This window comes from Vespertiliibacter pulmonis, assembly GCF_013377275.1.
Classification (GTDB): Bacteria; Pseudomonadota; Gammaproteobacteria; order Enterobacterales; family Pasteurellaceae; genus Vespertiliibacter; species Vespertiliibacter pulmonis.
The window spans coordinates 1,748,477-1,763,962 of sequence record NZ_CP016615.1 but is presented as its reverse complement, the minus strand read 5'-3'; the positions used below and the strand labels follow the sequence as shown (position 1 = coordinate 1,763,962).

Annotated in this window: 11 protein-coding genes and 1 tRNA gene; 5 read left to right on the top strand and 7 right to left on the bottom strand. The window is 37.8% G+C overall.

Features of this window, described 5'->3' with window-relative positions:
* Positions 1–90: 90 nt before the first annotated feature.
* From A6B43_RS08455 to A6B43_RS08435, 5 genes are all read right to left on the bottom strand, one after another.
* A complete protein-coding gene (locus tag A6B43_RS08455; RefSeq protein ID WP_124210533.1) occupies positions 91–1,041 on the bottom strand; it encodes a ribose-phosphate pyrophosphokinase in 951 nt (316 codons plus the stop codon).
* Between the two features lie 18 nt (positions 1,042–1,059).
* Positions 1,060–1,914: a 4-(cytidine 5'-diphospho)-2-C-methyl-D-erythritol kinase gene (ispE, locus tag A6B43_RS08450; RefSeq protein ID WP_124210532.1), complete on the bottom strand. Its 855-nt coding sequence runs from the start codon at positions 1,912–1,914 to the stop codon at positions 1,060–1,062.
* Positions 1,914–2,549, bottom strand: coding sequence for a lipoprotein insertase outer membrane protein LolB (gene lolB, locus A6B43_RS08445; RefSeq protein ID WP_124210531.1), 636 nt, complete (start codon positions 2,547–2,549; stop codon positions 1,914–1,916). Before lolB ends, ispE begins: the two co-directional genes overlap by 1 nt.
* A gap of 131 nt (positions 2,550–2,680) precedes the next feature.
* Positions 2,681–3,172: an acetolactate synthase small subunit gene (ilvN, locus tag A6B43_RS08440; protein ID WP_124210530.1), complete on the bottom strand. Its 492-nt coding sequence runs from the start codon at positions 3,170–3,172 to the stop codon at positions 2,681–2,683.
* On the bottom strand, positions 3,165–4,886 hold the full coding sequence (locus tag A6B43_RS08435) for an acetolactate synthase 3 large subunit (protein ID WP_124210529.1): 1,722 nt from the start codon (positions 4,884–4,886) through the stop codon (positions 3,165–3,167). Before A6B43_RS08435 ends, ilvN begins: the two co-directional genes overlap by 8 nt.
* A 392-nt stretch (positions 4,887–5,278) precedes the next feature.
* Between A6B43_RS08435 and A6B43_RS08430 the strand changes: the two genes are divergently transcribed.
* A complete protein-coding gene (locus A6B43_RS08430) occupies positions 5,279–7,552 on the top strand; it encodes an NADP-dependent malic enzyme (RefSeq protein ID WP_124210528.1) in 2,274 nt (757 codons plus the stop codon).
* A 33-nt stretch (positions 7,553–7,585) separates the two neighbouring features.
* Here the strand turns inward: A6B43_RS08430 and A6B43_RS08425 are convergent, their stop codons facing one another.
* Both A6B43_RS08425 and glnS read right to left on the bottom strand, forming a co-directional pair.
* Positions 7,586–8,524, bottom strand: coding sequence for a glycosyltransferase (locus A6B43_RS08425; RefSeq protein ID WP_124210527.1), 939 nt, complete (start codon positions 8,522–8,524; stop codon positions 7,586–7,588).
* 72 nt (positions 8,525–8,596) lie between these two features.
* Positions 8,597–10,273, bottom strand: a complete 1,677-nt coding sequence (glnS, locus tag A6B43_RS08420; RefSeq protein ID WP_124210526.1) for a glutamine--tRNA ligase — start codon at positions 10,271–10,273, stop codon at positions 8,597–8,599.
* Between the two features lie 270 nt (positions 10,274–10,543).
* Between glnS and A6B43_RS08415 the strand changes: the two genes are divergently transcribed.
* From A6B43_RS08415 to infB, 4 genes are all read left to right on the top strand, one after another.
* Positions 10,544–10,620, top strand: a tRNA-Met gene (locus tag A6B43_RS08415).
* Between the two features lie 189 nt (positions 10,621–10,809).
* The gene (gene rimP, locus A6B43_RS08410; RefSeq protein ID WP_124210525.1) at positions 10,810–11,271 is read left to right on the top strand and encodes a ribosome maturation factor RimP; all 462 of its coding nucleotides are present in this window, start codon (positions 10,810–10,812) and stop codon (positions 11,269–11,271) included.
* Between the two features lie 10 nt (positions 11,272–11,281).
* Positions 11,282–12,796 carry a transcription termination factor NusA gene (gene nusA / locus A6B43_RS08405; protein ID WP_124210524.1) on the top strand — a complete coding sequence of 505 codons (1,515 nt, stop codon included), beginning with the start codon at positions 11,282–11,284 and terminating at the stop codon, positions 12,794–12,796.
* 23 nt (positions 12,797–12,819) lie between these two features.
* Positions 12,820–15,384 carry a translation initiation factor IF-2 gene (infB, locus tag A6B43_RS08400; protein ID WP_124210523.1) on the top strand — a complete coding sequence of 855 codons (2,565 nt, stop codon included), beginning with the start codon at positions 12,820–12,822 and terminating at the stop codon, positions 15,382–15,384.
* Positions 15,385–15,486 lie beyond the last annotated feature (102 nt).

The following is a 15,486-nucleotide window of genomic DNA, read 5'->3' as shown; positions in this document are numbered from 1 at the left end:
AACAAGCGGTTTTTTTATCCCATTTTTTGCAAAATAACCCAATGGAATTGGGCTATTTATTTAAAATTAGATGAAATGTAAGTTTAGCGGTTAATGGCTAAACATTGCTGAAATCGATTCTTCATTGCTAATACGGCGAATTGATTCTGCCAACATACCAGATAATGTCAGTACTCTTACTTTATTTAAAGCACGGATTTCTGCGGAAAGCGGAATGGTATCTGTTACAACGACTTCATCTAATGCCTCATTGGCGAGGTTTTTCGCCGCTGATCCTGAGAATACGGCGTGAGTTGCGTAGGCAAATACTCGGCGAGCACCACGTTCTTTCAATGCTTCTGCCGCTTTAACTAATGTACCACCAGTGTCAATCATATCATCGACTAAAATACAATCACGCTCTGCAACATCACCAATAATGTGCATTACCTGTGAAACATTCGCTTTTGGGCGACGTTTGTCGATAATTGCCATATCAGCATCATTTAATAGTTTAGCTACTGCTCTTGCTCTTACAACACCGCCGATATCTGGAGAAACTACAATAGGATTAACTAAATCCGTTTTTTTCAAAATGTCATCAAGTAAAACGGGAGAGCCAAAGACGTTATCAACAGGTACATCAAAAAAGCCCTGAATTTGTTCAGCGTGTAAATCACAAGTAAGAACACGATCAACACCAACACTCGATAAGAAATCGGCGACTACTTTTGCAGTAATCGGCACACGAGCAGAACGAACACGACGATCTTGGCGGGCATAACCAAAATAAGGAATAACAGCGGTAATACGGCCTGCAGATGCTCGGCGAAGTGCATCAACCATTACGATAAGTTCCATTAAATTATCATTTGTTGGTGCACAGGTAGATTGTACGATGAAAATGTCCCCACCACGTACATTCTCATTGATTTGTACTTGAATTTCACCGTCACTGAAACGACCAACGGTTGCATCGCCAAGGGAAATATAAAGACGTTCAGCAATTCGTTTTGCTAATTCAGGGGTGGCATTTCCTGCGAAGAGTTTAATATCAGGCATTGTCGGGTAACCTCTAGGTTATAAAGTGGGAAATAAATTCAATGTTTGATGGAGTGGAGAAATATTTTGCCCTTGTGCGATAAAACCTTGAATATTTTCGGGCTTTAATTCAAACACACTGCGTGCTTCGGCTTCACTCTCAAATTCGGCAAATACACAAGCACCTGTGCCTGTGAGCCGAGTCGGTGCATATTGTAGCAACCAAGCGAGTAGATCATCAACCTCTGAATAGAGATCTCGGACAATTTTTTCGCAATCGTTTTCCCATTGTATGGATAATAATTGACCTAGATCACGTTTTGGGGTATTTCGTGGTAAATGGGGGTGGTTAAAAATAAGTGCGGTTGAAATGGCAACTTCGGGTTTAAGTACAAGATACCATTTTTCAGATGGGTTACAAGCCGTTAATTTTTCGCCAACACCTTCAGCAAATGCAGAAAATCCGTGAACAAAAATTGGGACATCAGCGCCTAATGTTAAGCCGATTTCTGCCAATATTTCTAGGCTTAAATTTGTTTGCCATAGCTTATTTAAGCCAACTAATACCGTTGCTGCGTTTGATGAGCCACCACCCACGCCGCCGCCAAGAGGCAAACGTTTTACAATACTTAAATCTGCACCAATGGGACAAGCGGTATAATCTTGCAATAATTTTGCTGCACGATAGATTAAGTTTTGTTCTGTTGGTACGCCTTCGATTGAGTTTGCTAGCACAATTTTGTTGTCTTGGCGACAAGTTAGGGTAATTTCATCGCCAAAATTTAGAAATTGAAAAAGTGTTTGCAATTCGTGGTAGCCATCTGATCGCTTACCTGTGATATATAAAAATAGGTTGAGTTTGGCAGGGCTTGGAAGTATGAGTTGTTGAGCCATTAGTATGTCCAATTATCAATCCGAATTTTAAGAGTCTGTTTACCATTATTTAGTACAATCAGTTTTGGTAAGTTTGGTTGTTTTTCTTCGTGATATTCCACAAAATTGACTTTCCATACTTCGCCATTTATTGCATAGTCAAATTGTGCTAGCTGGCGTTTTTCATTCACAATATAGTGCGAGTGCTGCTCGGGCTGACCTTTCACCCAGTAAGCGAATTGATCAATAGGGAAGGAGATACCAATTATCTCTTTCATCAATTTGTTAATATCTTGTTCGGTGCGTGAATGCCCCTCACTATCTGAAATAGTTAAGCCTGTACGGTGGCGTTGTAATTTTAATGATTTACTTGATAGATTAGATGACATTGTAAGGGAAAATTGGATAGGGGTTTGATATTTCCAGTCAAAGTGAGAAGAAAAGCGTTCTTCAGGCGAAATATAACCAAATTGTCCTGCAACGGCATAAGCATTGATTTGTTTTAGTTGAACAAGGTGCTTTTGCCATTGTATATCATCGTGTGAAATAGCAATGGTTGGTTGGTTTGATTGTTCTGGGGCATCATAAATAGACTGGCAACCTGTCAGCGTAATTAGGGTAATCAATGTTAAAAGTCGTTTTGTGATTAGTTTCATCGAAGTATCTCGTCAAAAATAGCCGTTTAGTTAAAAAATTTGATGAATAGTATAATAGAAAGCGGTGAGATTAGGGGATTTTTTGCAATAAAAAACCCTAGAAATCGGTATTCTAGGGTTCTACTTAAAGGCTATAAACTGTTTTTTTCACCACGAGCGAGGCTGATTACACCAGAACGTACGATTTCTGTAATGGTTGTTTCTGCCTGAATTGCTTGTATAAATGCATTGAGCTTTTCGCTTGTCCCAGAGAGCTGAATAATATATTGCTTAGGGGTGATATCAACAATTTGCCCACGGAAAATATCTGTCATTCGTTTTAGCTCATCACGGGTCGAACCTGTTGCTCTTACTTTAACTAATAGCACTTCTCGTTCAATATGTTCACAATGGCTTAAATTAGTAACTTTAAATACATCAATCAATTTATGTAATTGTTTTTCGATCTGCTCTAATACTTGAGCATCGCCATTTGCCACAATGGTCATTCGAGATAGGCTTGGATCATCAGTCGGCGCAACCGTTAGACTTTCAATATTAAATCCCCGTTGGGAAAATAACCCAACAACACGAGATAATGCTCCAGATTCATTTTCTAATAATACGGATAATGTTCTACGCATTTGTACGCTCCGTTTTGCTTAACATCATATCTTTCATTGATTCACCCCGAATTTGCATAGGGTAAACGTGTTCAGTTTCATCAACTAGCACATCGACAAAAACTAATTTATCTTTAATAGCGAAGGCCTGTTGCAATTTTTCAGTTAATTCTGACCGCTTGTCAATTCGAATACCAACGTGTCCGTAGGCTTCTGCGAGTTTAACAAAATCAGGTAAGGAATCCATATAGGAATGAGAATGACGGCCTGCATAAATAATATCTTGCCACTGTTTTACCATACCTAAAAAACGGTTATTTAAGTTGATAATAACCACCGGGGTATCATACTGTTTGGCAGTAGAAAGCTCTTGAATATTCATTTGGATACTGCCATCACCCGTAACACACACAACCGTTGCATCAGGGTAAGCAAATTTTACCCCGAGAGCGGCAGGTAAACCAAAGCCCATTGTGCCAAGTCCACCTGAATTTATCCAACGGCGTGGTTTATCAAAAGGGTAGTGAAGGGCTGCAAACATTTGGTGTTGTCCTACATCAGAGGCAACATAAGCATCACCTTTTGTTATTTGATACATGGCTTGAATGACTTCTTGTGGCTTGATCATTTTACCCGATTCAAAGGCGAGACATTGGCGGGCCTTCCAATGGTGGATTTGTTCCCACCAAGCGGTGAGATCTGCCTGATTTTTTGCTAAATTTTCATCGCCAAGTAAAGCTAAAAATTCATTAAGAATATTTTTCGCTGAGCCTACAATAGGAATATAAGCAGGCACAGTTTTTGAGATAGAGGTTGGGTCAATATCAATATGAATAACTTTAGCATTCGGGCAATATTTGGATAAATTATTGGTAGTACGATCATCAAAACGAACACCAATACCTAAAATTAAATCACTGTCGTGCATTGCGTTATTTGCTTCATAAGTACCATGCATACCTAGCATACCAAGGAATTGTTTGTCTGTACTTGGAAATGCCCCCAATCCCATTAATGAGCTTGTTACAGGTAAGTTTAATTGATGAGCAAATTCAGTAACTTGCTGGCAAGCGTCACCTAATATCACCCCACCACCTACATATAACACAGGTTTTTTCGCAACTAATATGGCTTTTAAGGCTTTTTTAATTTGCCCTTTATGTCCTTGTACTGTGGGATTATAGGATCTTAATGAAACATCTTCAGGATATTGATAGCTATATTTATAAGCAGGGTTTACAACGTCTTTAGGTAAATCAATCACAACAGGCCCAGGACGTCCCGTTGAGGCAATATAAAAGGCTTTTTTGATGGTTTCAGGAATGTCTTCTGCACGTTTAACTAAAAAGCTATGTTTTACAACAGGGCGAGATATACCCACCATATCACACTCTTGGAAAGCGTCAGAACCAATTAAATTGGAAGGAACCTGTCCTGAAAATACGACAAGGGGTATGGAATCTGAGTACGCCGTTGCAATGCCTGTAATAGCATTCGTTGCCCCTGGCCCCGAAGTAACTAATACACAACCGACTTTTCCTGTAGCTCTTGCATAGCCATCAGCCATATGCACAGCACCTTGTTCGTGGCGAACTAAAACATGTTTAATACCACCCAGGGTGTGAATTGCGTCATAAATATCTAGTACCGACCCACCAGGGTAACCGAAAACATATTCAACACCTTCGTCCCTTAAAGATTGTACAATCATTTCTGCACCAGAAAATTTTTTCATTAAGTCCTCCAACTCATAACAAAATGTTAGGTTATTGATAATAATATTGTTTGATTGTGCAGAAAAAACGACCGCTTGTCTAGCTTAAATGTTACTTTAATGTTAAAAAGTGTTTGGTTTTTTCGATATTTAAAACCAAAAAATAAGTTAAATTTAGAATTTAAAATATTAAATGGCTCAAATTTATAGTTTCAAAATAGATTATGCCATATTTTATAAAATATCCCGATTAAAATAAATTTTTTGTTATGTTTGTAAACATAAAAAGAGTAAGTTATGAAAAATTAGATCTGTATCACAAAATGAAAACGAATTTTACGGTAGAATAATAAAAGTATAAGAGCATTAGCTCATCTGATGAATTTATCTTGTAATTAAAGAAGGAACCTTTTATGGACGATACATTACGCCAAGCCGCCCTTGATTTTCACGAGTTTCCTATTCCAGGGAAAATTGAAGTTACGCCAACAAAATCACTTGCAACTCAGCGTGATCTTGCGTTAGCGTATTCACCGGGAGTGGCTGAACCGTGTTTAGAAATTGAGAAAGATCCACTTGCAGCCTATAAATATACTGCCAAAGGAAATCTTGTTGCGGTCATCTCCAATGGAACAGCAGTTCTTGGTTTAGGTAATATTGGAGCATTAGCAGGTAAACCCGTAATGGAAGGAAAGGGGGTGCTGTTTAAAAAATTTGCAGGCGTTGATGTTTTTGATATTGAAATAAATGAAACTGATCCGGAGAAATTAGTTGATATTATCGCTTCTCTTGAACCAACATTTGGTGGAATTAACTTAGAAGATATTAAAGCACCCGAGTGTTTTTATATTGAGCAAAAATTGCGTGAGCGAATGAACATTCCTGTATTCCACGATGATCAACACGGTACAGCTATTATTAGTGCCGCTGCAGTAATCAATGCGTTGCGTATTATTGGTAAAAAAATTGAAGATGTACGTTTAGTTGCTTCAGGTGCGGGAGCTGCTTCAATTGCTTGTTTAAATTTACTTATTTCATTAGGAATGAAACGTGAGCATATTGTGGTGTGCGATTCTAAAGGGGTCATTTTCAAAAATCGTGATGATAGAATGGATGACACGAAAAAAGCCTACGCCATTGAAGACAACGGTTGGCGTACACTTGCTGATGCAATGCCAAATGCTGATATTTTCTTAGGTTGTTCGTCAGCAGGGGTTTTAACCCAAGAAATGGTTAAAACAATGGCTGCTCACCCTTTAATTTTAGCCTTAGCAAATCCAAATCCAGAAATTACGCCACCAGAAGCAAAAGCTGCTCGTCCTGATGCGATTGTTTGTACAGGGCGTTCAGATTATCCAAACCAGGTCAATAATGTACTTTGTTTCCCATTTATTTTCCGTGGAGCATTAGATGTAGGCGCAACTACCATTAATGAAGAAATGAAACGTGCAGCCGTGTATGCCATCGCAGATCTAGCGCTTGCAGAACAAAGTGATGTTGTTACTTCTGCATATGGCGGTGAAGGATCAGAATTTGGGCCTGATTATATTATTCCTCGTCCATTTGATCCTCGTTTAATTGTTAGAATTGCCCCGGCTGTTGCTAAAGCTGCAATGGATTCTGGAGTAGCAACACGTCCAATTACCGATTGGGAAGCTTATAATGAGAAATTAACACAATTTGTTTATAAGTCTAATCTTATAATGAAGCCTATTTTCAGTCAGGCGAAAGCAGATAAAAAACGCATTATTTTAGCTGAGGGTGAGGATCCAAAAGTTTTACATGCAACCCAAGAAATTATTTCAATGGATTTAGCATTTCCAATTCTAATCGGTCGTCCAAGCATTATCCAAGCTCGTATTAAAAAATTAGGCTTACGTTTAGTGGAAGGAAAAGATTTTGAAATAGTAAATAATGAACAAGATGATCGCCACGAATTACTTTGGAAACGTTATTACAGTATTATGAACCGCCGTGGTGTTACACAAGAAATTGCAAAACGTGTAACTACATCAAATACTACAGCGATTGCTGCGTTATTAGTTGAAATGGGGTATGCAGATGGCTTGGTCTGCGGTCTATTTGGCACATATAGTCGTCATCTTGAAACAATTAAAGATATTATCGGTTTAAAATCAGGTGTAGCTGTGCCTGCAGCATTAAATAGTTTAGTGCTACCAACAGGAAATGTTTTTATCACAGATACTTATGTTAATGCTGATCCAAGTGCAGAAGAATTAGCAGAAATTACGTTAATGGCATCAAATGAGATTAAACGTTTTGGTATTGAGCCGAGAGTTGCGCTACTTTCTCACTCTAATTATGGTTCATCTAATTCATTAGGCGCACCAAAAATGCGTGAAGTATTAGCACTTGTACAACAGCAGAATGATGATTTAATGATTGATGGAGAGATGCACGGCGATTTAGCATTATCAGAACAGTTGCGTGCAGATCATATGCCAGATAGTCCATTAAAAGGTTCTGCAAATTTGTTAGTGATGCCAAATGTAGAAGCCGCTCGTATTACCTATAATTTATTAAGAGCAACAACAACGGCAATTACTGTTGGCCCAATTTTAATGGGAATGAATAAATCAGCGCACATTTTAACTCCTGTTTCATCGGTACGCCGTATTATTAATATGGTTGCATTTGCAGCAGTGAAAGCTCAAACTAATAATTAGTATTATTTAAGTAATAAAGGGCTAATAAGCCCTTTATTCATCTATCTCATAAAGCTGTTTTATATATTCCCAGTAATTCGGGTAGTATTGTTTAAGTAATTGCTGCCAAGCTTCGGTATAAAAATAGGGAAATGCTTTTCTCTGTTCCATTGTCCACTGGTGTGTAATTTGGATAATAGTTTTTAATAGTGGTTGGATAATAAAATAAATATAGGGTTTAATTAATTCTGGCTGAGATTCACTATGTTCCCAAATTAACGTTATAATTTTTAAATGATCTTCAACATATTTTGAATCTTTACGATGAGTGATAGAAAAAGGGTTATCTTTACGGTAAATATAATGGATATCAGAGAAATGAATTAATACACGGTTTGGTACAGCTGTTAGTAGGTGTAAATAGAACAATTGATCCTCTGCAACAACCTCTTCTTGAAAAACTAATTGATGTTTATCTAAATAGCTTTTTTTCATTAAGGTCCAACATACCCCTGGAATCCAATCATTTTGTTCATAGGATGTTTTTAAGATATCGTAGCCGGTTGTTATGGTATTATTATCTAAATAAGTAATGATTTTTTGAGTTGATTGATCTTTAAATAAGAAATAGGCATTGAGAATAATAAAATCTACGTCAGTATGTTTTGCTTGATTAATAAGGTTAGTGAAATCGCCAATTAAATAATCATCTGAGTCAATAAAATTAATGTATTCTCCTTTAGCAAGCCTTAATCCTTTATTGCGTGCTGCAGATATTCCTTGATTGGAAGAGTGTATTACAGTGATGTAAGAATATTTCTTAGTGTAGTCTAGTGCTATAGATAAGCTTCCATCGGTTGAACCATCATCAACAATGATGATTTCTTTATGTATGGGTTGCTTAATGATAGATTGTAAACATTGATCTAAAAAAGATTCCACATTATAAACGGGGATAATAAAACTAATAATAGGCTGATTAGTTAGATTCATTTTATATACCTAAATGTGTTAATTTAAAGCACCATTATAATTTTGGTGCTTTAAATTAAAATTATTAACTGTTTAAAATGCTACGCTCTCTTTTAGGCTAACAGTTAAATTAAAAATTAAATTATCGCTTGAGCCGTCTTTATTATCTAAACAATAGTAGCCTTCACGTTCGAATTGATATCCTTGTTCTGGTTTTGCATTTGAAAGGCTTGGCTCAACAAAACCATGCTTGATTACCAGTGAATTTGGGTTTAATACTTGGGTAATGTCTTCTTCTGCACCAGGGTTGGGAACGGTAAATAGTCTGTCATAAACACGAAATTCAGCAGGTTTATTTTGTGTTGCTGACACCCAGTGGATTACTCCTTTTACTTTACGACCATCAGCAGGGTTTTTACCAAGCGTTTCTGGATCGTAGGTGCAAAAAATAGTAGTAATCTTACCGCTTTCATCTTTTTCTACTCGCTCTGCTTTAATGACATAAGCATTGCGTAAACGTACCTCTTTGCCTAGTACTAAACGTTTATATTGTTTATTTGCTTCTTCACGGAAATCGGCTTCATCAATATAAAGTTCACGGGTAAATGGTAATTGTCGAGTGCCTAATTCTTCACGGTTTGGGTGATTAGGTGCAGTTAAAATCTCTTCACCATTGAAATTCTCAATGATGACTTTAACAGGATTAATAACAGCCATTGCTCGTGGTGCATTAGTGTTGAGATCTTCACGGATACAAGCTTCAAGCGCACTATATTCCACTACATTATCTTGTTTGGTCACCCCGATACGGCGAGCAAATTCACGTAATGATGCTGGTGTATAACCACGGCGACGTAAACCAGAAATTGTTGGCATGCGAGGGTCATTCCAGCCATCAACAATCTTATCTTCCACTAATTTTAATAATTTACGTTTAGAGGTGAGAGTACCTTCTAAATTTAAACGTGAAAACTCATATTGATGCGGTAGTGGACGTTCAATCGAAATATTATTAAGTACCCAATCATACAAACGGCGATTATCTTGGAATTCTAAGGTACAGAGTGAGTGAGTAATATGTTCAATCGCATCTGAAATACAGTGCGTAAAGTCATACATCGGATAAATGCACCATTTTTCGCCTGTTTGGTGATGTTCAGCGAACTTAATTCGATAAAGCACGGGATCACGCATTACCATAAAAGGAGATGCCATATCAATTTTTGCCCGCAAGCTTGCTTTTCCTTCTGCAAATTCGCCATTTTTCATTTTTTCAAATAAGGCTAAATTTTCTTCAATGGAACGCTCACGATAAGGGCTATTTTTGCCTGCCTCAGTTAAAGTGCCACGGTATTCACGCATTTCTTCTGGGGAAAGTTCATCAACATAGGCTAATCCTTTTTGGATAAGCTCAATCGCATAGTGATATAGCTGATCAAAATAGTCAGAAGCATAGCGAACGTTACCCGCCCACTTAAAGCCTAACCATTCTACATCTTGTTTGATTGAATCGACGTATTCTACGTCTTCTTTTACCGGGTTAGTATCATCAAAACGTAGATTACATAAACCTTGATAATCTTCGGCAATGCCAAAATTTAAGCAGATAGATTTAGCGTGTCCTATATGTAAATAACCGTTTGGTTCTGGAGGAAAACGGGTGTGAATTTTAGTATGTTTTCCTGAAGCAAGATCTTCATCAATAATATGGGTAATAAAATTTGCACGAATATCGTGATGGGTAGGGGTTAAAATTTCTTCTTTGCTCATTTTATGCTCGTTTTAGTATAGGTTATTGGGCTATTTTACACATTTTAGTACATAACTGAAAGTGTCTAAATAAAGATGGATAAGTGGGGTACTTTATAGGCAAATTCTTCGTTGAAAAATAGCAAGCGGTAAGATTAATGAAAATTTTGCAAATTAATCATTTTCTAGAGATGATATTAGTACAATCGTTTGAAAAACAAACTAACAAAAGCAATATGTAAAAAAACACTTGCATTCTTTTTCTATATCTTTATAATGCACCACATCAGACGCGGGGTGGAGCAGCTTGGTAGCTCGTCGGGCTCATAACCCGAAGGTCGTTGGTTCAAATCCAGCCCCCGCAACCAGTTTTAAGGCTCATTGTTAGAACTAACAATGAGTTTTGTTTTATTCAGAATTTGCGAAAATTGGATAAAACAAACCGCTTGAAAGCCCCTTAACTGAATGTTTGGGGCTTTTTTGTGGCTAACAGTCAGCTTTGCTATTTAAAGGGGCTTTTCAGCTCTTTTTTTATATCTAAAAGAAAGGAGAATATTTTGGCAACGTTAGAACAGAAATTACAAACGCTTGTACAAGATTCGATTGAAGCTATGGGTTTTGAACTTGTTGGTATTGAATGCCAACGTGCAGGACGTTTTTTAACAGTACGGTTATACATTGATAAAGAAGGCGGTGTAAGTATTGATGATTGTAGTGATGTGAGCCGTCAAGTCAGTGCAATTTTTGATGTAGAAGATCCGATTGCCGATAAATATAATTTAGAAGTATCTTCGCCGGGTCTTGATCGCCCTTTATTTACCCTTGAACAATTTCAACGTTTTATTGATCGTGATGTGGTTATCCATTTGCGTATTCCAATGTTCGATCGCCGTAAGTGGCAAGGAAAATTAGTTGCTGTTGAGGGTGATTCTATTACTTTAAATGTTGAAAATAATGTACAACAATTTGCCTTTGGTAATATTCAAAAAGCAAATTTAGTTCCCGTATTTAATTTCTAAGGAAATCATAATGAGTAAAGAGATTTTATTAGCCGCTGAAGCGGTTTCAAATGAAAAATTATTACCAAAAGATGCTATTTTTGAGGCATTAGAAACTGCATTAGCTATTTCAACCAAAAAGAAAGCGGCTGCAGATCGTGAAGATAGCCGTATAAGTAGCGGTATTGATATTGATGTCCGTGTATCTATTGATCGTAAAACAGGTGAATTTACTACTTTCCGTCGTTGGTTAGTTGTAGAAGAAGTTCGTAATCAAACGCGTGAAATTACTTTAGACGCAGCACAATATGAAGATCCTGATATTCAATTAGGCGATTTTATTGAAGATGAAATTGAATCTATTGCGTTTGACAGAATTACAATGCAAACGGCTCGTCAGGTGATTAGTAGCAAAATTCGTGAAGCAGAGCGTAATAAAGTTATTGAACAGTTCCGCTCACAGTTAGGCAGCATTATCACTGCAACAGTAAAAAAAGTAAGTCGTGATCAGATTATTTTAGATCTTGGTAATCAAGCAGAAGCGGTGATTGTGCGTGAAGATATGTTACCACGGGAAAATTTCCGCCCTGGCGACCGCTTGCGTGGTGTTCTTTACCAGATTAAACCTGAATCAAAAGGACCACAATTATTTATTACCCGTGCAAAACCGATTATGTTACAAGAGCTATTCAAACTAGAAGTGCCAGAGATCGGTGAAGAAATTATTGAAATTAAAGGAGCAAGCCGTGATGCAGGATCTCGTGCAAAAATTGCGGTTAAAACTCACGATAAACGTATCGATCCAGTAGGTGCTTGTGTTGGAATGCGTGGTGCAAGGGTTCAAGCAATTAGTAATGAATTAGGTGGCGAGCGTGTGGATATCGTACTTTGGGACGATAATCCAGCACAATTTGTTATCAATGCAATGGCACCTGCTGATGTAAGCTCTATTGTTGTTGATGAAGATAATCATTCTATGGATATTGCCGTTGATGCAAGTGCGTTAGCTCAAGCAATTGGACGTAACGGACAAAATGTTCGTTTAGCGACTCAATTAACGGGTTGGGCATTAAATGTAATGACGACCGATGAGCTTGATAAAAAACATCAAGCTGAAGATAACAAAGTGATTGATTTGTTTATGAGTAGTCTTGAAATTGATGAAGAGTTTGCTCAATTATTAATTGAAGAAGGATTTAGTAGCTTAGAAGAGCTTGCTTATATTCCAGTCAATGAATTAACTGCGATTGATGGTTTAGAAGATGAAGATTTAATCGAAGAACTACAGTCTCGTGCTAAAAATGTATTAACTGCCAAAGCTCTTGCAGAAGAAGAAGCATTAAAACAGGCACATATTGAAGACAAATTGTTAAATCTTGAAGGAATGGATCGTCATATTGCCTTTAAGTTAGCAGAAAAACAGATTACAACTCTTGAAGATCTTGCAGAACAAGGTGTTGATGATTTAACCGATATTGAAGAGCTATCTGCTGAAAAAGCGGGTGAGTTGATAATGGCAGCTCGTCAAATTTGTTGGTTTAGTTAAGTTTATAAGGAAAGAAAAAGAATATGAGTGATAATGAAATTAAAACAGATGCACCAAAAAAATTGAGCTTGCAACGTCGTACTAAAACGACAGTAAGCGGTACAACTGCGGGCGGTAAAGCTAAAGCAGTGCAAGTTGAAGTGCGTAAAACACGAAAAATAGATACAGAAGCTGCCAAAAAAGCAAAAGAAGAAGCTCGTTTAAAAGCATTAGCTGAGAAAGAGGCTGCGGAAAAAGCAGAGAAGGTCGAAGCTCAAGCAAAAGAGCAAGTGAAAGAAAAGGCAGATGTAGAAAAGGCAGATGTAGAAAACACAGAAGTAAAAATAGAGCTAACAAAAACAGTGCCTGTTATACCAAATAAACAACCGAAAGCAAAAGTTCAAGCTAAAACTAAAACAGAAGATAAAGTAAGCGCTAAAGTTGAAAAAGTTGTAGATGCTGAAAAAGAAGCAAAACGTAAGGAAGAAGAAGCATTACGTCGTAAGCAGGAAGAGCTTGCTCGTGAAAAAGCTGAAATAGAAGCGCAACGTGCTGCTGAAATGGCTCGTCGTTTAGCCGAAGTTGCAAGTGAAGAAACTACGCCAGTAACAGTTGAAGAAACAGTTGATGATGATCGTTTCACTTCTAGCTATGCACGTGAAGCCGATTTAGATTCTGATCGCCGCAGTGAATCACGTGGACGTGGTAAAACAGCGGGTGTTGCAAAAGCGAAAAAAGGCGGGCGTGATGATAAAAATGATCGTCAAGCAGACCGTCGTAATCAGAAAGGAAAAGCTAAGGGTAAAAAAGGCAGTACTTTACAGCAAGGCTTTACTAAACCTGCTGCACCGGTTTCTCGCGATGTGGTCATTGGGGAAACCATTACTGTTGCGGAACTTGCAAATAAAATGGCATTAAAAGCCACAGAAATCATCAAAACAATGATGAAAATGGGTGAAATGGTAACCATTAACCAAGTGATTGACCAAGAAACGGCACAACTTGTGGCGGAAGAAATGGGCCACAAAGTTATTCTGCGTAAAGAGAATGAACTTGAAGAGTCAGTAATGGAAGATCGTGATACGAATGCAGAAAAAGTCAATCGTGCTCCTGTTGTAACTATTATGGGACACGTTGACCACGGTAAAACATCATTACTCGACTATATCCGTAAAGCAAAAGTAGCTGCAGGTGAAGCTGGTGGAATTACCCAACATATCGGTGCTTACCACGTAGAAACAGATGATGGCAAGATGATTACCTTCTTAGATACCCCAGGACATGCGGCCTTTACTTCAATGCGTGCTCGTGGTGCAAAAGCAACGGATATTGTTGTGCTTGTTGTTGCAGCAGATGATGGCGTAATGCCACAAACTATTGAAGCTATTCAGCACGCTAAAGCAGCTGGTGTACCAATGGTTGTAGCAGTTAATAAGGTTGATAAACCAGAGTCAAATCCTGAGCGTGTTGAAACAGAATTATTACAATATGATGTAATTGCTGAAAAATTTGGTGGTGAAACACAATTTGTTTATGTTTCTGCAAAACAAGGAACGGGTGTTGATGCTTTACTTGATGCAATTTTATTACAGTCTGAAGTACTTGAATTAACAGCTGTCAAAGATGGTATGGCAAGTGGTGTTGTGATTGAATCTTACCTAGATAAAGGGCGTGGGCCTGTTGCTACTATCTTAGTTCAATCAGGTACATTAAACCGTGGTGATATTGTTCTTTGTGGATTTGAATATGGCCGTGTGCGTGCAATGCGTGATGAAAATGGTAAAGAAATTCAGTCTGCAGGGCCTTCAATTCCAGTTGAAGTATTAGGTCTTTCTGGTGTGCCAGCGGCAGGTGATGAAGCAACGGTTGTACGTGATGAGAAAAAAGCCCGTGAAGTGGCATTATATCGTCAAGGTAAATTCCGTGAAGTGAAATTAGCTCGTCAGCAAAAAGCAAAATTGGAAAATATGTTTACCAATATGGCAGAAGGCGATGTAGCGGAATTGAACGTTATTATCAAAGCAGATGTACAAGGCTCAGTAGAAGCGATTGTACAAGCATTAAACGAACTTTCAACAGATGAAGTAAAAGTAAAAGTTGTCGGTTCTGGTGTGGGTGGAATTACCGAAACTGATGCAACTTTAGCTGCGGCATCAAATGCCATCGTACTTGGCTTTAATGTGCGTGCTGATGCCTCTGCTCGCCGTATTATTGAAACCGAAAGCATTGATTTACGTTACTATTCAATTATTTATGAATTATTAAATGAAATTAAAGCAGCAATGAGTGGTATGTTGCAACCTGAGTTTAAACAGCAAATTATTGGTTTGGCAGAGGTACGTGATGTATTCCGTCACCCGAAATTTGGTGCAATTGCAGGTTGTATGGTAACGGAAGGGATTGTAAAACGTAATAACCCAATCCGTGTCTTGCGTGATAATGTCGTAATATTTGAAGGTGAACTTGAATCATTACGCCGTTTTAAAGATGACGTAGGTGAAGTGCGTAATGGTATGGAGTGTGGTATCGGTGTGAAAAACTACAATGATGTAAAAGTTGGCGATCAAATTGAAGTCTTTGAAATTATTGAAGTAAAAAGAACAATCTAATTCTTTTTAAATAATTAGCTTAACGATAAGCGGTCCGTTTTTTCAAATTTTACATATTTTGAGAAAAACGGACCGCTTATTTTTTGCTTAAAAAGTAAGGTA